Source organism: Streptomyces sp. Y20, from assembly GCF_043195475.1.
Taxonomy (GTDB): domain Bacteria; phylum Actinomycetota; class Actinomycetes; order Streptomycetales; family Streptomycetaceae; genus Streptomyces.
Map to the genome: position 1 here is coordinate 168,642 of NZ_JBIDDP010000001.1, position 18,723 is coordinate 187,364.

The following is an 18,723-nucleotide window of genomic DNA, read 5'->3' on the forward strand; positions in this document are numbered from 1 at the left end:
CCCGACCGGACCGGCGGTCCTCTCCGGTGGCCGCACACCGCGTCACACGGAGGGAGCACCCGGCATGACCGAGAAGGCTGTGAAGGGCCCGGCGAGCTACTTCCCCTCGGCCGAGTGGAAATACGGCCGCCCGGTCGGCGAGCGGCAGGAGGTGATCCTCTCCTCGTCGCTGACGGGGCGCACGGCCCGGCTCGACCGGCTCGGGTCCGAGCACGGCCTCGGGCCCGGGCGCGCCGACGCCCTGGTGGCCGCACCCCTGGCCGGGGGCGAGTAGCCGGGCGCCGCATGCGATGCTGGGTCGGAGATCATTTCGGGGCACGGGAGAGAGCGCGGCGGCGTGAGGGCAGCGGGACGGTCGGGACGGGTACGGATGTGGGACCGGCTCGCGGCTTCGGATCCGGGGCTGCTGCGGCTGACCGCCGGGCTGCGCACGGTCGCCGCCATCGCCCTCACCCTCGCGGTGCTCGCCGCGCTGCGGGTACCGGTGCCCCAGCTGGTGGCCGGCGCCATGGCGGCCATGGTCGCCACCTTCGCCATCCGGGAGAAGCAGCGCGGCCCGCAGGCCGTGACCCTCGCGCTCGGCCTGCCCGTCGCCCTGGCCTCGGTGGCGCTGGGCGCGCTGCTGAGCCAACGGGTCGTCGCGGGCGACCTGTTCTTCGTCGCCCTCATCTTCAGCGCCGTCTACGGCCGCCGGTTCGGCGACCGGGGCACCGCCCTGGGGCTGATCGGCTTCCAGGTCTACTTCCTCTCCCTGTTCGTGCACGCGACCGTGTCCGCGCTGCCCGCGCTGTCCGGCGTCCTCTGCGTGGCGTTCGCGTGCAGTGCGACCGCCCGGTTCGTGCTGCTGCCGCAGACGCCGGCGGGCACCCTGGACCGGCTGCGCCGGGCGTTCCGCGCCCGGCTGGCCCAGCTCGTCGCCACCCAGGCCGAGCTGCTGGACGCCGGGCCCGACGCGGTCGAGAACGTCCTGGACGACCTGCGCACCGGCACCGCGCGCCTGCACGAGACGGCCCTCCTCATCCAGGGACGGCTCGAGGACGGCACCTCCGACGCGGCGACGGCCCGACTGCTCCAGCGCCGGATCGCCGACGCCGAGATCGCGGCCGAGCGGCTCGGCCTGCTGCTGCTCACCGCGCGCAGCGCCGAGCGCACCGACACGCTCACCCTGCACCTGCCCGGCGCGCCCGTGCCCTCCTCGGGCACGCTGCCGGTGCGGGACGAGGCGACGTCCGCGCTGCGGCGGGACCTGGGGGCGCTGCGGCTGCTGATGCTGCGCCCCGCCGGCGAGGCCGCGGGGACCGCGCTCGCCCACGTACGCAACCGGCTGCTCGGTTACCGGGACGAGGAGAACCTGCCCGCGGCCTCCCCAGCCGTGCAGGACGTCTTCCGCGGGCTCGGCGAGGCCGCCCGGGCCGCGCTGGGCCTGCGGCTCGCCCTGGACGGCCCGCAGGACGAGTCGGACGACAGCCCGGCGACCATCCGCTCCCGCGAGGAGCTGGACGCGGAGGACGCCGCCATCGAGGTGAGCGAGGAGGCCGAGCGGGAGAAGGCGGAGCCGGCCGGCCTGCAACGGCCCACCACCCGGGCCGCGGTCCAGGTCGCCGTCGGCTCAGCACTGGCCATCACCGGAGGCGAGCTGCTGTCCAGCCAGCGCTGGTACTGGGCGGTGCTGACCTGCTGGATCGTGTTCATCAACACCGCCTCGACCGGCGAGATCCTGGTGAAGGGCTACCGGCGGCTGCTGGGCACGGTGCTCGGCGTAGTGGCCGGTATCGGGCTCGCCGCGCTGGTCGGACCCCACACGTGGACGGCGTTCGCGCTGGTGCTGCTGTTCATCTTCGCGATGTTCTACACCGCGCCGTTGTCGTACACGCTGATGTCGTTCTTCGTGACGGCCATGCTGGGGCTGCTGTACACCCTGTTGAACACCTACAGCGCGGCGGTGCTGGTGCTGCGGATCGAGGAGACGGCGCTCGGCGCGGCCTGCGGGGTGATCGCGGCGGCGGTGGTGCTGCCGGTCCACACCGACCGCCGTACCAACGATCTCCTCGTCGCGGTCCTGGACCGGCTCGCCGACGTCACACGGGGCGCCGTCGACCAGCTCAGCGGCGGGACGGGCGGCGACCTGGTGGAGCAGGCGCGCGAACTGGACCAGGCGCTCGCCGACCTGCGCGCGGCCGTCCAGCCGCTGACCCACCCGATCACCCCGCTGCGCTCCCGGCGGAACACCGCCCGGTACGTGGTCGCGCTGCTGGAGACGTGCGCCTACCACGGGCGGTCGCTGGCGGCCACGGCGGAGCTGCTGCCGACGCATCCGTCCATCGCGGCGGACCCGCGCCTGCGCGGGGCGTGCGGGCGGATCCTGCACAACATCGGGGTCATCGCCGCGCACGTGGGTGACCCGAGGTCCGCGGCGGAGATGGAGAGCGGCCCCAGCATCGCGTCGATGCTGGAGCCGGGCACCCTGGGCACCCCTCGCTACGGCCGCGTGACGGACCGGGTGCTGCGCCATCTCCAGCGCCTGGACGAGGCGGTATCCGGCCTGGCGCGGCCATTGGGCGTCGCCGGCGGTCCGGCGGCGCCGGGCAGGTGAGCGCTCACCGCGGCTCGCCGCCGGGGCGGCGGTTGCCGAGCGCCTCGTCGCGGACGCGGGCGCAGCTGCGGCTTATGAGCCGGGAGACGTGCATCTGGGAGATGCCGAGCCGGTCGGCGATACGGCTCTGCGTCATGTCCTCGAAGAACCGCATGTACAGAATGGCCCGCTCCCGCTCGGGCAGCCGGCGCAGCCCTTCCTTGGCGGCCTCGCGGTCGACCACGACGTCGTACGAGGCCTCCGCGGCGCCGAGCGTGTCGGCGAGGCTGTAGCCGTCCTCGGCGGCGGAGAGTTCGGCGTCCAGCGACAGGGTGCTGAAGCTTTCCAGCGCCTCGATGCCCGCGGACACCTCTTCCTCGGTGAGCCCGGTGTGGGCGGCGACGTCGGCGACACTGGGCTCGGGACTGCCGGGGTTCTGGGTGAGTTCGCGGCGGGCCACCCGCACCCGGTTGCGCAGCTCCTGCACCCTGCGCGGCACCCTCAGGGCCCACATCCGGTCGCGGAAGTGCCGCTTCACCTCTCCGGTGATGGTCGGCACCGCGTAGCTCTCGAAGGCTCCGCGGGACGGGTCGAACCGGTCGATCGCCTTCACCAGGCCGAGCGCGGCCACCTGCCGCAGGTCCTCGACGGACTCCCCGCGGTCACGGAACCGGCCGGCGATGCGGTGGGCCATGGGCAGCCACGCGGTGACGAGTTCGTCCCGTACGGCTTCGCGCTCGGGGCCGTCGTCCAGTTCCGCCAGCCGGGCGAAGAGTTCCGCGGTCTCGGGGGCGTCGTCGTGGCTCCGCCGGCCGGGCGCCGCGGGGACGCTGGTGGTGGCGGCCGTGCCGGGACGGCTTGTCGACATGTCGGTCAGCATGCGGAATCGCTCCTGAACGGGGTTTCAGGGCATTGCGCCGGAACCTGGTTCCGGGTCCTGGCCCGAACGGTGGTGTCAGGGGTCCCCGCGGGTGAGCCGCCGGCCCGCCGGAAGCGGGCCCGGGCGGCGGTCGTGATACCCGCCGGGCGCGCGCCTCCAGTCCGAAGCACGAGGTTCCGTCTGCCCCTCGCCCTCACGGGCAAACACCGCAGAGCGGAACTTCACGAACCGCTTCAGCGCAGGGGCACGACGGCCGTGATGCGCTTGCCGCCCCGGGGCAGCGCGGCCACCCGGACCTCCCGGGCCAGCCGGCACACCAGGGTCCAGCCCCGGCCGCCGGGCCGCGTGCGGTCCCGCTGGTCGGGACGGGTCACCGGGAACGCGTCGCTCTGGTCGCTCACCGACACCCGGACACCGCCGGGGTCCACGTCGACGTCGAAGCCGGTGATGCCGCCACCGTGCACCAGGGCGTTGGTGGCGAGCTCCGAGGTGACCAGGAGGGCGTCCGCCACCGCCCGCGGCGGACAGGGCAGGGAGCGGGCGCGGCACCGTTCGGTCACCACGCGCTCGACCGTTCTGCGGGCGTCGGCCGACCGCCGGGGCAGTCGCCGGGGCGGTTCCGCCAGGGTGACGGAGGGGCCGGCGTGATGCTTGTCGAGCATCCTTTTCCTCCCTTTTTGTGCCCGTTTCGCAGGTCCTTCCCTTTTCGCCTAGCCCGTCAGGGCGGCCCCAAACACCCGCGGCGCCCTTGTCATCACCGAGCGCAGCGTGGGTATCCGGTCGGCATGACGGATGTCGTGGATGCGGACGAGTTGTTGCGGCGGATCCGGCGGGGCCGGGACTGCGCGGCCGAGGAGGAGCGGTCCTGGCGGGAGCGGGCCCAGGGCCTGACGGCCACGGATCCGGAGGGGGCGCGGGAGGCGGCGGTCCGCGCGGAGACGTACTCGGCGGTGCAGCGGGTGCTGGACGAGATCGTGAACCCCGGCGGGGACCCCGCGCGAACCGGCTGAGCGAAAGAGGTCACCCGACCTGGTTCCGCGGATACACCAGCACCCGAGATGGTTTACTATTCATACATACGTGATGCCGGAGTGGCGCGGAACCGTCCTTCCCCCCTCCTGGTGTCACCGCATACGGCCCTGGCTGGCCTCCCCCGTCCAGCCAGGGCTTTTTGCTGCCCGCGGCGGCGCGGGAGCAGGCGGACCCGCTCCGTTCGAGGTGCCCGGCGCGGCGGCAGCGGCTGAAATGGGCTTAGCGAAGTCACCCGAACCGCAACCGCCGCCGGCGAGGAGCCCCGCGCATGACCAAAGCGATCAAACTGCTCACCGCCCTCCCCCAGACACAGCGCGAGCGACTGATGGAGCTGGCCAAGGAGGCCTCCTTCCCCGAGGACAGCCGCATCTTCGAGGCGGGCGGCACCGCCGACCGGTTCTGGGTGGTCCGTTCGGGTGCGGTCCACCTCGACCAGGAGGTGACCTCCCGGCAGCGGGTGACCGTGGCCACGCTCGGCGCGGGCGACATGCTCGGCTGGTCCTGGCTGTTCCCGCCGTACGAGTGGGACTTCGGCGCCGTGGCGTTCAGCAACGTGCGCGCCTACGAGTTCGACGGTCCGTCGGTGCTCGCGCTGTGCGTGGAGGATCCGCTCCTCGGGCTCTCGCTGGTGCGGACGGTGGCCGAGATCCTCGCCCACCGCCTGGAGACGACCCGCGGGAAACTGATGGACCAGTACGCGATCCGCCGGCGGGGACCGCTGTAGGCCCTCGTCAGATCCGGTAGCGGCGCAGCGCCGGGACCGCGGCCGCCAGCGCGAGCATCACGACGACGACCAGCGCGCCGCCGCCCGCGACGGCGGCCCGGGGGCCGAACACCGAGCCGGCCGTGCCGTGCAGCACGTCGGCCAGGCGCGGCCCGCCCGCCACGACCACCGTGAACACCCCCTGCATCCGCCCGCGCATCTCGTCGGTCGCGGCGGACAGCAGAATGGCGCCGCGGAACACCATCGAGACCATGTCGGCGACGCCGGCCACGGCGAGGAAGGCCATGGCCACCCACAGGTTGCCGCTCAGCCCGAACCCGGCGACGGCCACGCCCCAGCCGACGACCGCGCCGATGACCATCCAGCCGTGCCGGCGGGCCCGCGAGAACACGCCGGAGAAGAGGCCGCCGAGCACCGCCCCGACCGGGATGCCCGCGAACAGCACACCGAGCGCGAGGCCCTCGCCGTACGAGCCGTACGTCTGCGCGGCCAGCTGCGGGAACAGGGCGCGGGGCATGCCGAGGACCATCGCGACGATGTCGGCGAGGAAGGACAGCAGCAGCACCTTGTGCCGGGCGATGTACCGGAATCCGGCCGCTATCTCGCGCACCCCGGCCCGGCGGGCGGCGGATCCGCCCAGCGGCGGCAGCGCGGGCAGCCGGAAGACGGCCCAGACGGTCACGCACAGGGCCAGCGCGTCGACGAGGTACAGCGCGGGCAGTCCGATGACCGGGATCAGCGCGCCGGCCAGCAACGGGCCCGCCACCAGCCCGGTCTGCATCACCGTGGAGCCGAGCGCGTTGGCGGCGGGCAGCTGCTCGACGGGGACCAGACGGGCGATGGAGGCGCTGCGCGCCGGGGAGTTCAGCCCGAAGAACGCCTGTTGCAGCGCGAGCAGCACCATCAGGACCACGACGGAGTCCACACCGGTGACGGCCTGCGCCCAGAACAGCAGCGAGGTCACGGCGATGCCGGTGTTGGTGACCAGCAGCAGCTTGCGGCGGTCCACGGTGTCGGCGACCGCCCCGCCCCACAGCGCGAAGGCCACCATGGGCAGGAGGCCCGCGAGGCTCGCGTAGCCGACCCAGGCGGAGGAGTGGGTGATGTCGTAGATCTGCTTGGGTACGGCGACGGCGGTGAGCTGGCTGCCGACGGCGGTGACGATGGTCGACGACCACAGGCGCCGGTAGGCGGGGATCCGCAGGGGGCGGGTGTCCATCGCCCAGCGGCGCCAGCCGCGCCCGGGCGCGGTCCGCGCCGCCGGCGCCTCGGGGTCGGTTCCGGTGCTGCTCTCGCTCGTGTCCACGGGTGTCCTGGTTGCTCGTTACATGTTTTTCGCTTCGAGAGCCTGACTATTCCAGGGGGCAGCCGTGCACACCGAGCGGATTCCGCTCAGGCGCCGGTGATCAGGGTCACGCCCAGGATCAGCATGGTGGCGGCGACCAGGCCGTCCAGCACCCGCCAGGCGCCCGGCCGGGCCAGGAACCGGCCGAGCAGCCGGGCCCCGAAGCCGAGGGCGGTGAACCAGCACACGCTGGCGAGTACGGCACCGAGCCCGAACGTCCAGCGCAGCGGGCCCCGGTCGGCGGCGAGGGAGCCGACCAGGAACACGGTGTCCAGGTAGACGTGCGGGTTAAGCCAGGTCATCGCCAGGCAGGTGAGCACCGCCCGGCGGCGGGAGCCGGTCGCCTCGCCCTCCGCCCGCAGCCCGGTCCCGGCCCTGAGCATCCGGCGGGCGGCCAGGGCGCCGTAGCCGAGCAGGAAGGCACCGCCCACGATCCCCACCGCCCGCAGGGCGCCCGGCCAGGCCACCACGACCGCGCCGACCCCGCCGACCCCGAGTGCGATGAGCAGCGCGTCGGACAGGGCGCAGATGCCGACCACGGTGAGGACGGCGTCACGGCGCACCCCCTGGCGCAGGACGAAGGCGTTCTGGGCACCGATGGCGACGATCAGGGAGAGGCCGGTGCCGAATCCGGCGGCCGCGGCGGTCAGGGCGTGGTTCATGCCGTCGACGCTAGGCAGGGCGGGGTCGCAAGTACAGCTAAAGATTCTTACGTAGGCTTAGCTCCCGTGATGAGTGAGCTGCCTCTGGAGCAGGTGCGCACCCTGCTGGCCGTGGTGGACGAGGGCACCTTCGACGCGGCCGCTGCCGCGCTGCACGTGACCCCGTCGGCGGTCAGCCAGCGGGTCAAGGCGCTGGAGCAGCGCACCGGCCGGGTGCTGCTCCAGCGCACGAAGCCGGTACGGCCCACGGAGTCCGGCGCGGTGCTGGTGCGGTTCGCCCGGCAGCTGGCCCGGCTGGAGCGGGACGCGTGGGGCGAGCTGGGGCTGAACGGCACCGGGGAGCCGACACGGGTGTCGGTCGCGGTGAACGCCGACTCGCTGGCGACCTGGTTCCTGCCGGCGCTGTCCCGGGTCGCGGGCCTCTGCTACGAACTGCACCGGGAGGACGAGGACCACACGGCGGCGCTGCTCCGCGAGGGCCTGGTGATGGCGGCGGTGACCTCGTCCCCCGACCCGGTGCCCGGCTGCACCGTCCGGCCGCTCGGCCGGATGCGCTATCTGCCCGTGGCCGCCCCCGCGTTCGTCGCCGCGCACCTGGCCGGGCGGCCCCTGGCCGAGGCGCTGCCCCGGGCGCCCGTCGTGGTCTTCGACCGCAAGGACGACTTCCAGGACGGCTTCGTGCGCCGGCTGGGCCGCGGGTCCGCCGGTCCCCACCGGCACCTCGTGCCCACCTCCGAGGGGTTCCTGGACGCGGTCGCCGCGGGGCTCGGCTGGGGCATGATCCCCGAGGCGCAGGCCGGCCCGCCGCTGGAGCAGGGGCGGCTGGCCGTGCTCGCCCCCGGCGAGTGGACGGACCTCGCCCTGTACTGGCAGCAGTGGAAGCTCGACTCGCCCGCGCTGGCGGCCCTGGCCGACGCGGTCACGGCGTCCGCGGCCGAGGCGCTGCGCCGCTGAGCCACCGGAACCCGAGCCACCGAGGCACCGAGGCACCGGAGTGCCGGGGAATCCGTGATGCGGTCATCTGCCGGGCGAGCGGGGGGCCGTGGCGGGGCGGACGCGGTCCGGGCGGTGCGGAGGCAGCCGCCCGGACGCCCCGTACGCCGGCCCCAACTTCCCTTCTGCGTAACGCAGTCGGGCGCCGGGCGGGTCGCCGCGGGCCGTCACGGGGTCCGTTGACCGCGCACCGCCCCAGGCGCCTGCCCGCGTACCGCCCGCGGCGACCGGCACGGACTCGTCGCACGATCTCCTCCGGTTGTGCCGTTTCACCCCGTCGCGACCGGTCACCCGCACCCCAGCACACTTTCGGCAGGCACGGACGACTTCGACCCGATCCAGGAGATTCCGATGGACAACTGGCGCGACCATGCCGCGTGCCGTCAAGAGGACCCCGACCTGTTCTTCCCGATCGGCACCACCGGTCCGGCACAGGTGCAGGCCCAGCAGGCCAAGGCGGTGTGCGGGCACTGCCCGGTCCGCCGGCAGTGCCTGGGCTGGGCACTGGACACGGACCAGAGCATCGGCATCTGGGGCGGGACGACGGAGCTGGAACGCCGGGCGCTGCGCCGCCGCGCCCGCTCCCGGCCCCGCTCCGGGTGACCGGCGGCGGCGACGGGGCCGGCCCAGCGGCCCCGGTGGCCCGGTCAGCGGCTCCCGCGGCGCAGGGTGCCCCACGCCCGCTCCTGCCGGGCCACCTCGGCCCTCGCCGCGTCGATCACGTCGCCCGTGATCCAGCACAGCGCCTCGACATCGGCCACGAGCGGTTCGTTGTCAGGGCCCCGGCCCGTCTCCCGGCCCGTGAGGACCCAGGGACGGACGCCGGGGCCCTTGTCGTGCGGCAGGTGCGCGTAGTCGTACAGGCGGCGCGCCACCCACAGCTCCCGGGACCGGTCCTCCCACCAGGGCTCCACGTCGAGCGGGTTCGCGGACAGCCCGGGCATGGGGACGCCGGTCAGTTCATCGGTGCTGGACACGTGGTCGAGGTCCGTGGCGGGCCCCCGGGACCAGCGCACGTACAGGCCCCGCCGCCTTTCCACCAGGCGGGCCACTTGGTCGAGCGTGGACACGACCGGCAGGTCGTCCGCTGTGCTCATGGCATGACCTCCCTCGGCTGCGCGGTGCGCGACCGGAGTACCCCTGGCGCGCGCCGGGAACCGGACGGGGGACCTCCGGCCTTCGGACGTCCGGCTTTCAGGCCGCGTCGCCGGGCGGCGGCGCGCCGGGCAGCCGCAGCGTGAACACCGCGCCCGCGCCGGGCTCGCTCGCGGCCTCGGCCGTACCGCCGTGCGCGGCGAGCAGATGGCGCACGATCGGCAGGCCGAGGCCGCTGCCGCCGGTACGTCGGCTGCGGGACTTCTCGGCACGCCAGAACCGGTCGAAGACGCGCGGCAGGTCCTCGGGGAGAATGCCGTGACCGGTGTCGGAGACGGTGAGGACGACGTCGTCGCCGTCGCGGCGGGCGGCCAGCGTGACGGCCCCGCCGGCGGGGGTGTGCCGCAGCGCGTTGGAGACCAGGTTCCCGAGCGCCTGCCGCATCCGCACCGGGTCGGCGTCCGCCCAGGCCGCGCCGTCGGCGTCGGTGCGCAGGACGACCCCGGCGGTGCCGGCGGCGACCCGGTGCGCGGCGGCGACCTGTTCGAGCAGGTCACCGGCGTCCAGCGGCTCGCGGTGCAGGCGCAGGGTGCCGGCGTCGGCGGCGGCGAGGTCCTGGAGGTCGTCGATGATCCGCTGGAGGACGAGCGCCTCCTCGTGCAGGGAGTCCAGCAGGGCCGGGTCGGGGTCCACGACCCCGTCGCGTACGACCTCCAGCCAGCCGCGGATGTTGGTGAGCGGACTGCGCAGCTCGTGGGCGATGTCGCTGACCATGGCCCTGCGCTGGGCCTCCAGCCGCTCGCGGCGCTCCGTCAGGCCGTTGAAGGCCTCGGCGAGGATGCCGGTCTCGTCCCGCGTGGTCACCGGTACACGCACGTGCAGCTCGGGAGGCTGCTGCGCGGCCAGGGTCAGCGCGCGCAGGGGCCGTACCAGGCGGACGGCGACGACGGCGGTCACGGCGACGGTGACGGCCAGGACCAGCCCGGCCACGCCCACCACCTTGGCCTTGTTGGCCGGTGACATGTCGAAGCGGGCCGGGTTCTGGTCGCCGATGCCGAGGAAGAGCTCGGCCGCCGGGGCGGCGTAGGGCTCCAGCTGGGTGCGGCGGGCGGCCAGGACGCAGCGCTCGGCCGCCCGCGCGGCGGCGCCCTTGCCCTCGGCGGTGCCCTTGCCCTCGGCGGCGTACTTGGCGAGGAGGTAGCGGCTGCCGAAGGGGTCCTTGCCACCGGGGTCGAAGGTGGGCAGCGGCTGGTCGCCGAGAGCCGGGGCGGCCCGGCGCAGGCAGGGCCGGACGAGGTCCGACAGCGTGTCCAGGGCCCGCCGTTCCGTGGGCGTGGGGGTGTTGAGCCGGCCGTCCTCGCACACCGTGGCCCCGTACCCGGCGGGGTCGGTGCCGTCCCCCGCGGTGACCACCGGCCGCCCGCTCGCCGTGCGGGCGACGGTGGCCTGGACGCCGTAGCGCTTGTAGCACCGCTCGCGCACGGCGGCCAGCGCCTCCAGCTTCGTCCGCTCCGCGGCCGGGAGCCGGTACGGGCCCACCACGCGCGGGTCGATGCCGCTGAGCTGGGCGCCGGACTCGGTGTAGGTGTCGGTGCGCAGCGGGTCGACGGTGGCGGCGGGCCGGGGCGGCAGCGGGGTGCCGCGGGGCGCGGAGTCCGCGACGAGCGTGCGGTCGGCGGTGGTGAGCGCGATCCGGCGTCCGGTCCGCGCGGCCAGCTCGTGGACGGTGTGCCGCACGCCCGCCCAGTCCGGGTGGGTGGCGGCGTAGCCGCTGAGCCGGGCGAGGATGCGGTTGTCGGCGGCCAGGTCCTGGCCCTGCTCCTCCTTCAGCGCGCTCGTCGTGGTGGTCACGGCGAGCCAGGCGGTGGCGGCCACCGAGCAGACGGCGATCAGGGCGGAACCGAACAGCAGCCGCACGAGAAGCCGCTTGCGCCAGGGGATCCGGTGCCTCACGAACACCGTCCCCCGCCCCACGACGGCCTCATGCGCGGGCGCCGGTCAGTTTGTAGCCGACGCCGAACACGGTCAGCAGGCGGGCCGGGCGGCGTGGGTCGGCCTCGATCTTGCGACGGAGATTCATGATGTGGACGTCGACGGCCCGTTCGGTGGACGCCCGGTCGAAGCCACGGGTGCAGTGCAGCAGTTGACGCCGGGTGAACACCCGCTCCGGCTCTCCGGCCATGGCCAGCAGGATCTGGAACTCGGCCGGTGTGCACTCCACCGGCGCACCGTCGCAGCGCACCTCGTGCCGCACCGGGTCGACGCTGATCCCGGCGGCCTTGACGACGGGGTCCTCGTCCCGGGCGCCGGCGCCCCGCCCGCTGCGTCTGAGGACCGTGCGGATACGGGCCATCAGTTCGCGCGGGCTGTACGGCTTGGTCATGTAGTCGTCGGCACCGAGGTCGAGGCCGAGCAGGACGTCCTCCTCGGCGGAGCGGGCGGTGAGCATCACCACGGGGATGTCCGGGCCGGCGCCGCCGCGCAGCGCACGGCAGACGCCGAAGCCGTCGACGACCGGCAGCATCAGGTCGAGGACGAGGAGGTCGGGCCGCAGCCTGCGGACCGCGTCCAGCGCCGCCCCGCCGTCGTGCACCACGGTGGCGGTGTGTCCCTCGGCCAGCAGGGAGCGGCGGATGAGCTCGCCCTGTTTCTCGTCGTCCTCGGCGACCAGCACATGTGCGCACACGAGTTCGGATCCTAGGTCGCTCAGTGGGCGAGCCAGTCGGCGTACCCCATGGCGACGACCGGGTGCCGGTGCGGGTCGAGGGTGCGCAGCAGGGTCTTCATGTGGGCCTTGGCGACGCTGACGCAGCCGTGGGTGGGGCCGCCGTGGTCGACGTGCAGCCAGACCCCGCCGCCGCGTTCCGGGCCGAGGGGCCGGGTCCAGTCCAGGGGGGAGGTGCCGGGCCTGCGGTTGTAGTCGATGGCGATGACGTAGTCGAAGGAACCTTCCAGCGGCTCACCCCGGAAGCCGGTGCCGGGCGAGCGGAACCCGCCGGAGCGGTGGTACGGGAGTCTGCTGCCGGGGTCCGGGAGCCGGCCGCCGGCGTCGGAGAGGGTGTAGACGCCGAGCGGGGAGCGCAGGTCGCCGGACATGTGGTGGTCGCTCCAGCCGTGCAGCGCGTTGTGGGCGGGCCAGGCGGGGCCCGCCTGCCAGCCGTCGGCGGTGCGCCGGTGCAGGACGACGGTGCAGTCCGGGGAGTTCCTGCCGCGTCCGGTGACGACGACGGCCTGCGTGCAGCGCGCGGGTATCTCCGCCATCCGTCCGGGGCCGAGACCGGGTATGCCCTGTGGGGCCGGCCGTGGGGACGTCGGGCGCGCGGGAGCCGGCGCCGGACGGCGGGACGGCTCCCGGCGCTCGGTCGCCTCGGCTCCGCCGCCGCAGCCGGTGAGCAGCAGCGGGGAGGCGAGGGCGGCGACGGCGGTTCTGCGTCGGATCATGGGTCGATCTTGCTCGCCGGATGTGTGGAACTGGTCAGGGTTCAGGGGCTGTCCGGTTTCCCCGGCGCGTACAGCCAGGTGCGGAACAGTCCTTCCAGCTGCTTCCCCGAGGTGCGTTCGGCAAGCCTGACGAACTGTGCCGTCGTCCCGTGCCCACCGCGGTGCCCGGTCGCCCAGGCGCGCAGGACGCGGAAGAAGTCCCGGTCGCCGACGGCCCGGCGCAGCTCGTGCAACGCCATGGCGCCGCGGGCGTAGACGGGCGTGCCGAAGATGCGGGCGCCGCTGCCGGGCTCGCCGGGCGGGTAGGCCCACAGGCCGTCGCTCGCGGGGCGGGCGTAGAGGGCGTCGAAGGCCTGCTGGGCGCTGCGGCCGCCGTGCTGCTCGGTGTAGAGCCACTCGGCGTAGGTGGCGAAGCCCTCGTTGAGCCAGATGTCCTTCCAGGTGGTCAGCGAGACCGAATCGCCGAACCACTGGTGGGCGTTCTCGTGGACGAGGGTGGGGAGGTCGGGTGCGGAGTCGTAGACGGGCCGGGTCTGGGTCTCCAGGGCGTAGCCGACGTCCGGGGCGTGGTCGACGATCGAGCCCGCGGCCCGGAACGGGTACGGCCCGAACAGCCTGCTCTCCCACTCCAGTACGGACGGGAGTTCGCGCAGGACGGGTGCGGCGGCGCGCGCCTCCCGGGCGTCGACGGCGTTGTACACCTGGATGCCGTCGCGGGTGGTGTACCGCTCGACCCGGAACTTCCCGATCGTGGCGGTGGCCAGGTAGGCGGCCATGGGCCGGGTCTCGCGCCAGCGGAAGGTGGTGGTGCCGTGGGCGGTGTGCTGCCCGAGCAGGACGCCGTTGGCGACGGCGGTGCACCCCTTCGGGACGGTGATGGTGAAGTCGTACGACGCCTTGTCCTTGGGGTGGCCGTCGGCCGGGAACCAGGTCATCGCGCCCTGCGGCTCGCCCGCGACGAACGCGCCGTCGTCGGTGGGGATCCAGCCGTCGGCCGAGCCGTCGGGGTCGGTGACCGGCTCCGGGGTGCCGTGGTAGGCGACCGTGACGCGGAACTCCCGGCCCGGGCGCAGGGCGTGGCGGGGGGTGATGACGAGTTCCCGGCCCTCGCGCCGGAACGCCGCGGTGGCGCGGTCGACGGTGACGGAGGTGACCTTCAGGCCCGACAGGTCGAGGTCGAAGCGGGTGAGCCGCTGGGTGGCGCGGGCGGTGAGGGCGGCGGTGGCGTCCAGGCGCCGGGAGCCGGTGTCGTAACGGAGCGTCAGGCCGTAGTGGCGGACGTGGTAGCCGCCGTTGCCGCTGAGCGGGAAGTAGGGGTCGCCCGCGCCGGAGGCGCCGGTGGTGCCCGGCGCGGCGGGTCCGGCGGCACCGAGGAGAGCGGCGACGGCGACGGGGACGGTGGCGAGGGCGGCGGTACGGCGGCGGGCGGGCGGTCCGGGCGGTGGCGTCACGTGCGTTCCTCCTGGGTGGCCGGTGATCGACTGGCCGCCAGACTAGGCGGGGCGGGGCCCCGGTCTCCCCCTTGTTCCGGTCAAGTCGTGCGCTGGCCCGGGTGGGGCCTGTGGCCGGGTCGTGCCGCGTCGCCGCGCGGTGGGCGGGGCGCGCCGCAGTACGCTCGCGGCACCGTCCGCGACCCGAGAGGGGCCCCAGCGTGAGCGTGCGCCTGCGCCGGATCTACGAACCGCCCGAGCCGGACGACGGCCTGCGCGTCCTGGTCGACCGGTTGTGGCCGCGCGGCCTCGCCAAGGACGCGGCGCACGTCGACGAATGGCCCAAGGCGCTCACCCCGTCCACCGAACTGCGCCGCTGGTACCACGCCGGCGAGGGCGGGTACGAGGAGTTCCGCCGCCGGTACGAGGCGGAACTGGCCGCCCCGGAGGCCGCCGCGCTGCTCGACGGCCTCCGGGAGTCGGCCCGCGGCGGCCCTGTGACGCTGCTGACGGCGTCGAAGTCCCCCGGGGAGAGCCACGCCCACGTCCTGCTGGACCTGTTGCGGGGCTGACGTTCAGGCCGTGAGGCGGGCGGCGTGCCGGCCCGCGGCCCGGCCCGAGAACAGGCAGCCGCCGAGGAAGGTGCCCTCCAGGGCGTTGTAGCCGTGGACGCCGCCCCCGCCGAACCCGGCCACCTCGCCCGCCGCGTACAGGCCCCCGATCGGGGTGCCGTCGGTGCCGAGGGCACGGGAGTCGAGGTCGGTCTGGATGCCGCCGAGCGTCTTGCGGGTCAGCACGCGCAACCGGACCCCGATGAGGGGGCCCGCGGACGGGTCGAGGATGCGGTGCGGGGCGGCGACCCGGCCGAGCCGGTCGCCGATGTAGCGGCGGGCGTTGCGGATGCCCTGGATCTGGGCGTCCTTGCTGTAGGGGTTGGTGATCTGCAGGTCGCGGGCCTCGATCTGGCGGCGCACCCCGGCCGCGTCCAGCAGGTCCTCGCCGGTGAGCGCGTTCATCCGGGTGACCAGCTGCTCCAGGTTCCCGGCGGTGACGAAGTCGGCGCCGTGGTCGAGGAAGGCCCGCACCGGTCCGGGGGCGCCCCTGCCGAGCAGCCGGTCGCGCAGGACGGCCTTGCGGTCCTTGGCGGTGATGTCGGGGTTCTGCTCGGACCCGGAGAGCGCGAACTCCTTCTCGATGATCTTCCGGGTGAGGATGAACCAGGAGTGGTCGTAGGCGGCGATGTCCTCGGTGGTGCGCAGGTGCCGGAGGGTGCCGAGGGTGTCGTAGCCGGGCAGGCAGGGGTCGGGCAGCCGGCGGCCGAGGGCGTCGAGCCAGACGGAGGAGGGGCCGGGCAGGATACGGATGCCGTGGCCGGGCCAGACCGGGTCCCAGTTCGCCAGGCCCTCGGTGTAGTGCCACATCCGGTCGCGGTTCACGAGCCGCACGCCGGCCCCGGCGCTGATGTCGAGCATGCGGCCGTCGACGTAGGCCGGGACGCCGGTGACCATCTCGCCGGGGGGTGTGCCGAGCCGCTCGGGCCAGTACCGGCGGATGATGTCGTGGTTCGCGCCGATGCCGCCGGTGGTGAGGACGACGGCCCGGGCGCTCAGTTCGAAGTCGCCGGCCCGGTCGCGGCCGGAGGCGGCACCGCGCGGGGAGTCGTCGGGGGCCAGGACCGTGCCGCGCACCCCGCGGGCCGTGCCGTCCTCGATGACCAGCTCGTCCACCCGGTGGCGGTGGTGGAAGGTCAGCAGCCCGTCCCGGGCGGCCTGCCGGGCGTAGCGGACGAAGGGCTCGACCACGCCGGTGCCGGTGCCCCAGGCGATGTGGAAGCGGGGCACGGAGTTGCCGTGCCCGTCCGCCCGCAGGTCGCCGCGCTCGGCCCAGCCGACGGTGGGCAGCAGCTCGATGCCGTGCCCCTGGAGCCAGGACCGCTTCTCGCCGGCCGCGAACTCGACGTAGGCGCGGGCCCAGCGCACCGCCCAGCTGTCCTCGTCCTGAAGCCGGTCGAACCGCGCGCTGCCGCGCCAGTCGTTCCAGGCCAGGTCGACGGAGTCCTTGATGCCGAGCCGGCGCTGCTCGGGCGAGTCGACGAGGAAGAGCCCGCCGAAGGACCAGAACGCCTGGCCGCCGAGGTTGGCGGCGTTCTCCTGGTCGACCAGGGCCACCCGGCGGCCCCGGCTGGTGAGTTCGTGTGCCGCGACCAGGCCGGCGAGGCCCGCTCCGACGACGATGACGTCCGCGTGCATGACGACTGTGTCCTTCCCTGCGGTGCTCGGAGCCGGCCCGTGCCGGTGGTCAAGCGGGATTGCGGCTGCCGTCCGTGAGCAGCGCGGTGAGGAGTTGCTTGAGCCAGACCCGGGCCGCCTCGGCGTCCCGGTCCAGCAGCAGCTGGGTGGTGACCCCGTCGTACGCGGCGACCACGGCGTGCGCGGCGCCGTCCACGTCACCGAGGACGGCGGGGAGTGCGGTGTGGCCCCGGGCCCGCAGGAGCCGGTCGGCGACGGCCCGCCGGAGCCGGGTGCGGTGGTCGAGGAGGGTCCGGGCGACCGCCGGGTCCCGGGCCGCGTGCACCAGGAAGTCGGTCTTGACCAGCAGCCAGTCGACGTCGAGCAGCAGCACCTCGGTGACCCGGTCCACGGAGGCGGGCACGTCCAGGTCGGGGCCGTCCTGGGCCAGCGCGTCGGCCACCTGGGAGGCGATGAGGTCGGCGCGTTCCCGGTAGAGGGCGAAGAACAGCTCGTCGAGGGTGGCGAAGTTGGAGTAGAAGGCGCCCCGGCTGTAACCGGCCGCCTCGCAGACCTCCTCGATGGAGACCCGTCCGAAGCCCTTGGCCGCGAACACCTCGAAGGCGGCGTCGAGCAGCCGGGCGCGGGTGCGGACCCGGCGCCGGGTGACGCGTGGGGGCGTGTCGTTCTGCATCGGCGGCGGACCTCCGTTCGATACGTGAATGTATCGGATACAGCTGTGTATCGAAAGAGGCCCGGGGGCGGTCGCCGCCGACGGGATGATCGAATGGGAACGTATTTTCGATTACGGAGTACGCTGGACGCATGGCCACGCACCTCCAGGGCTCCCTGTTCGACCAGACCGACGAGCTGCGGCTCGGCCCGCTCGACGGGCTGCGCCGGACCGAGCTGGGCGCCGGCGCCTGGATCGATGTCCTGCCCGGCTGGCTCAGCGGGGCCGACGCCCTGTTCGAACGGCTGGCGGCGGACGTGCCGTGGCGGGCCGAGCGCCGCGCGATGTACGACCACGTGGTGGCCGTGCCCCGCCTGCTGGCCTTCTACGGCGCGGCTGATCCGCTCCCCCACCCGGTCCTGGACGACGCCCGTACCGCCCTGTCCCGGCACTACGCCGAGGAGCTGGGTGAGCCCTTCACCACCGCCGGCCTGTGCTTCTACCGCGACGGCCGGGACAGTGTGGCGTGGCACGGGGACCGGATCGGGCGGGGCGCCCGCCAGGACACCATGGTGGCGATCCTCTCCGTCGGGGCGCCCCGGGACCTGCTGCTGCGCCCGGCCGGCGGAGGCGGCGGCACGCTCCGGCGGCCCCTCGGCCACGGCGACCTCATCGTGATGGGCGGCTCCTGCCAGCGCACCTGGGAGCACTGCGTGCCCAAGACCACCCGGGCCGCGGGACCGCGCGTCAGCATCCAGTTCCGGCCGCACGGCGTGCACTGACCCGCCGAACCGGCCCCCGCGCCCGGCCCTCCCGTGCGGGGCGGCGCCCCGTCTGGTTGGCTGTCCCCGACGACCGCCGCTCAGGGCTCGGGGAGAACATGCGGGCAGACGTACGCCAAGTCGCCGAAGGCACCTACCTGGTGCACGGCCACCACACCAACTGGGCCATCCTCAAGGAGGGCGACGCCGTCACACTGATCGACACCGGTTACCCCGGAGACCGGCAGGGGCTGCTGGAGTCCCTCGCGCGGGTGGGCAGTTCACCGGAGGCGGTCACCGCCGTCCTGATCACCCACGCGCACAACGACCACCTGGGTTCGGCAGAGCACCTGCGCGCCGCGTACGGCACGCCCGTCCACCTGCACCCCGCCGAGGTCCCGCACGCCCGGCGGGACTTCCTGCAACAGGCCACCATCGCCGACGTGGTCCGCAACGCCTGGCGGCCCGGCGTCCTGCCCTGGGCGGCGCACGTCGTCCGCGTCGGCGGCACGGAGCACCACCCCGTCACCGCGCCCGAGCCGTTCCCGGCCGAGGGCCCGCTCGATCTTCCGGGCCGGCCGGTCCCCGTGCACACCCCGGGACACACCGACGGCCACTGCGTCTACCACCTGCCCGAGGCGGGCATCGTGGTCTCCGGGGACGCCCTGGTCAGCGGGCACGCCACGTCGCGGATCAAGGGCCCACAGCTGCTGCCGGACTTCTTCCACCACGAGCGCGCGCGGGCGGTGGCCTCCCTGGAGCTGATCGCCGCGCTCGACGGCGACCTGCTGCTGCCCGGCCACGGGCCCGTGCACCGCGGCCCGGTGCGGGCCGCCGCCGAGCAGGCCGGGGCACGCGCCTCGGGGAACAGGCGTACGGGGCCGTAA

General features: G+C 74.5%; 20 protein-coding genes. 9 read left to right on the plus strand and 11 right to left on the minus strand.

The features are described from left to right. Window positions 1-64 precede the first annotated feature (64 nt). A complete protein-coding gene (locus tag ACGFT1_RS00770) occupies window positions 65-274 on the plus strand; it encodes a DUF4287 domain-containing protein (protein ID WP_373906853.1) in 210 nt (69 codons plus the stop codon). 96 nt (window positions 275-370) lie between these two features. Continuing rightward, window positions 371-2,593 (plus strand): FUSC family protein, encoded by a 2,223-nt coding sequence (locus tag ACGFT1_RS00775; protein WP_373907630.1) that lies wholly within the window; start codon window positions 371-373, stop codon window positions 2,591-2,593. Window positions 2,594-2,597: 4 nt separating this feature from the next. Here ACGFT1_RS00775 and ACGFT1_RS00780 read toward each other — a convergent pair whose 3' ends face one another. Both ACGFT1_RS00780 and ACGFT1_RS00785 read right to left on the minus strand, forming a co-directional pair. Beyond that, complete coding sequence (locus ACGFT1_RS00780) at window positions 2,598-3,452, minus strand: SigB/SigF/SigG family RNA polymerase sigma factor (RefSeq protein WP_373906854.1); 855 nt, start codon at window positions 3,450-3,452, stop codon at window positions 2,598-2,600. Window positions 3,453-3,685: 233 nt separating this feature from the next. Continuing rightward, complete coding sequence (locus ACGFT1_RS00785; RefSeq protein WP_373906855.1) at window positions 3,686-4,114, minus strand: ATP-binding protein; 429 nt, start codon at window positions 4,112-4,114, stop codon at window positions 3,686-3,688. A gap of 123 nt (window positions 4,115-4,237) precedes the next feature. Between ACGFT1_RS00785 and ACGFT1_RS00790 the strand changes: the two genes are divergently transcribed. Further along, the gene (locus ACGFT1_RS00790; RefSeq protein WP_373906856.1) at window positions 4,238-4,462 is read left to right on the plus strand and encodes a hypothetical protein; all 225 of its coding nucleotides are present in this window, start codon (window positions 4,238-4,240) and stop codon (window positions 4,460-4,462) included. A 290-nt stretch (window positions 4,463-4,752) separates the two neighbouring features. After that, on the plus strand, window positions 4,753-5,208 hold the full coding sequence (locus ACGFT1_RS00795; RefSeq protein WP_373906857.1) for a cyclic nucleotide-binding domain-containing protein: 456 nt from the start codon (window positions 4,753-4,755) through the stop codon (window positions 5,206-5,208). A 7-nt stretch (window positions 5,209-5,215) separates the two neighbouring features. Here ACGFT1_RS00795 and ACGFT1_RS00800 read toward each other — a convergent pair whose 3' ends face one another. Together ACGFT1_RS00800 and ACGFT1_RS00805 are read right to left on the minus strand one after the other, a co-directional pair. Continuing rightward, window positions 5,216-6,514, minus strand: a complete 1,299-nt coding sequence (locus ACGFT1_RS00800) for an MFS transporter (protein WP_373906858.1) — start codon at window positions 6,512-6,514, stop codon at window positions 5,216-5,218. 86 nt (window positions 6,515-6,600) lie between these two features. Then, window positions 6,601-7,215, minus strand: coding sequence for a LysE/ArgO family amino acid transporter (locus tag ACGFT1_RS00805; RefSeq protein WP_373906859.1), 615 nt, complete (start codon window positions 7,213-7,215; stop codon window positions 6,601-6,603). A gap of 66 nt (window positions 7,216-7,281) precedes the next feature. On the opposite strand from ACGFT1_RS00805, the gene ACGFT1_RS00810 reads away from it, so the two are divergent. Both ACGFT1_RS00810 and ACGFT1_RS00815 read left to right on the plus strand, forming a co-directional pair. Continuing rightward, the gene (locus ACGFT1_RS00810) at window positions 7,282-8,169 is read left to right on the plus strand and encodes a LysR family transcriptional regulator ArgP (protein ID WP_373906860.1); all 888 of its coding nucleotides are present in this window, start codon (window positions 7,282-7,284) and stop codon (window positions 8,167-8,169) included. Window positions 8,170-8,559: 390 nt separating this feature from the next. Further along, entirely contained in the window at window positions 8,560-8,811 is a 252-nt protein-coding gene (locus tag ACGFT1_RS00815; RefSeq protein ID WP_373906861.1) for a WhiB family transcriptional regulator, read from the plus strand. 44 nt (window positions 8,812-8,855) lie between these two features. On the opposite strand, the gene ACGFT1_RS00820 is transcribed toward ACGFT1_RS00815, so the two are convergent. The 5 genes from ACGFT1_RS00820 to ACGFT1_RS00840 form a co-directional block, all read right to left on the minus strand. Then, window positions 8,856-9,305, minus strand: coding sequence for a DUF6098 family protein (locus ACGFT1_RS00820; protein ID WP_373906862.1), 450 nt, complete (start codon window positions 9,303-9,305; stop codon window positions 8,856-8,858). Window positions 9,306-9,402: 97 nt separating this feature from the next. Then, window positions 9,403-11,256 carry a sensor histidine kinase gene (locus ACGFT1_RS00825; protein WP_373906863.1) on the minus strand — a complete coding sequence of 618 codons (1,854 nt, stop codon included), beginning with the start codon at window positions 11,254-11,256 and terminating at the stop codon, window positions 9,403-9,405. 28 nt (window positions 11,257-11,284) lie between these two features. After that, complete coding sequence (locus tag ACGFT1_RS00830; RefSeq protein WP_373906864.1) at window positions 11,285-11,989, minus strand: response regulator transcription factor; 705 nt, start codon at window positions 11,987-11,989, stop codon at window positions 11,285-11,287. A 20-nt stretch (window positions 11,990-12,009) separates the two neighbouring features. Next, on the minus strand, window positions 12,010-12,744 hold the full coding sequence (locus ACGFT1_RS00835; protein WP_373906865.1) for a L,D-transpeptidase family protein: 735 nt from the start codon (window positions 12,742-12,744) through the stop codon (window positions 12,010-12,012). Between the two features lie 41 nt (window positions 12,745-12,785). After that, on the minus strand, window positions 12,786-14,195 hold the full coding sequence (locus ACGFT1_RS00840) for a M1 family metallopeptidase (RefSeq protein ID WP_373906866.1): 1,410 nt from the start codon (window positions 14,193-14,195) through the stop codon (window positions 12,786-12,788). Window positions 14,196-14,395: 200 nt separating this feature from the next. Here ACGFT1_RS00840 and ACGFT1_RS00845 point away from each other — a divergent pair, with 200 nt between their 5' ends. Then, window positions 14,396-14,746, plus strand: a complete 351-nt coding sequence (locus ACGFT1_RS00845; protein ID WP_373906867.1) for a DUF488 domain-containing protein — start codon at window positions 14,396-14,398, stop codon at window positions 14,744-14,746. A 3-nt stretch (window positions 14,747-14,749) separates the two neighbouring features. On the opposite strand, the gene ACGFT1_RS00850 is transcribed toward ACGFT1_RS00845, so the two are convergent. Then, window positions 14,750-16,423, minus strand: a complete 1,674-nt coding sequence (locus tag ACGFT1_RS00850; RefSeq protein WP_373906868.1) for an FAD-binding dehydrogenase — start codon at window positions 16,421-16,423, stop codon at window positions 14,750-14,752. A 49-nt stretch (window positions 16,424-16,472) separates the two neighbouring features. Continuing rightward, window positions 16,473-17,096 (minus strand): TetR/AcrR family transcriptional regulator, encoded by a 624-nt coding sequence (locus ACGFT1_RS00855; protein ID WP_373906869.1) that lies wholly within the window; start codon window positions 17,094-17,096, stop codon window positions 16,473-16,475. Between the two features lie 131 nt (window positions 17,097-17,227). On the opposite strand from ACGFT1_RS00855, the gene ACGFT1_RS00860 reads away from it, so the two are divergent. Together ACGFT1_RS00860 and ACGFT1_RS00865 are read left to right on the plus strand one after the other, a co-directional pair. Further along, a complete protein-coding gene (locus tag ACGFT1_RS00860; RefSeq protein ID WP_373906870.1) occupies window positions 17,228-17,857 on the plus strand; it encodes an alpha-ketoglutarate-dependent dioxygenase AlkB in 630 nt (209 codons plus the stop codon). Window positions 17,858-17,955: 98 nt separating this feature from the next. Then, complete coding sequence (locus ACGFT1_RS00865) at window positions 17,956-18,723, plus strand: MBL fold metallo-hydrolase (protein ID WP_373906871.1); 768 nt, start codon at window positions 17,956-17,958, stop codon at window positions 18,721-18,723.

Bases quoted from the DNA above. Each gene is read 5' to 3' on its own strand.
- ACGFT1_RS00770 (WP_373906853.1), top strand. From the start codon at position 65: ATGACCGAGAAGGCTGTGAAGGGCCCGGCGAGCTACTTCCCCTCGGCC.
- ACGFT1_RS00775 (WP_373907630.1), top strand. From the start codon at position 371: ATGTGGGACCGGCTCGCGGCTTCGGATCCGGGGCTGCTGCGGCTGACC.
- ACGFT1_RS00780 (WP_373906854.1), bottom strand. From the start codon at position 3,452: ATGCTGACCGACATGTCGACAAGCCGTCCCGGCACGGCCGCCACCACC.
- ACGFT1_RS00785 (WP_373906855.1), bottom strand. From the start codon at position 4,114: ATGCTCGACAAGCATCACGCCGGCCCCTCCGTCACCCTGGCGGAACCG.
- ACGFT1_RS00790 (WP_373906856.1), top strand. From the start codon at position 4,238: ATGACGGATGTCGTGGATGCGGACGAGTTGTTGCGGCGGATCCGGCGG.
- ACGFT1_RS00795 (WP_373906857.1), top strand. From the start codon at position 4,753: ATGACCAAAGCGATCAAACTGCTCACCGCCCTCCCCCAGACACAGCGC.
- ACGFT1_RS00805 (WP_373906859.1), bottom strand. From the start codon at position 7,215: ATGAACCACGCCCTGACCGCCGCGGCCGCCGGATTCGGCACCGGCCTC.
- ACGFT1_RS00815 (WP_373906861.1), top strand. From the start codon at position 8,560: ATGGACAACTGGCGCGACCATGCCGCGTGCCGTCAAGAGGACCCCGAC.
- ACGFT1_RS00820 (WP_373906862.1), bottom strand. From the start codon at position 9,305: ATGAGCACAGCGGACGACCTGCCGGTCGTGTCCACGCTCGACCAAGTG.
- ACGFT1_RS00835 (WP_373906865.1), bottom strand. From the start codon at position 12,744: ATGATCCGACGCAGAACCGCCGTCGCCGCCCTCGCCTCCCCGCTGCTG.
- ACGFT1_RS00850 (WP_373906868.1), bottom strand. From the start codon at position 16,423: ATGCACGCGGACGTCATCGTCGTCGGAGCGGGCCTCGCCGGCCTGGTC.
- ACGFT1_RS00855 (WP_373906869.1), bottom strand. From the start codon at position 17,096: ATGCAGAACGACACGCCCCCACGCGTCACCCGGCGCCGGGTCCGCACC.
- ACGFT1_RS00860 (WP_373906870.1), top strand. From the start codon at position 17,228: ATGGCCACGCACCTCCAGGGCTCCCTGTTCGACCAGACCGACGAGCTG.
- ACGFT1_RS00865 (WP_373906871.1), top strand. From the start codon at position 17,956: ATGCGGGCAGACGTACGCCAAGTCGCCGAAGGCACCTACCTGGTGCAC.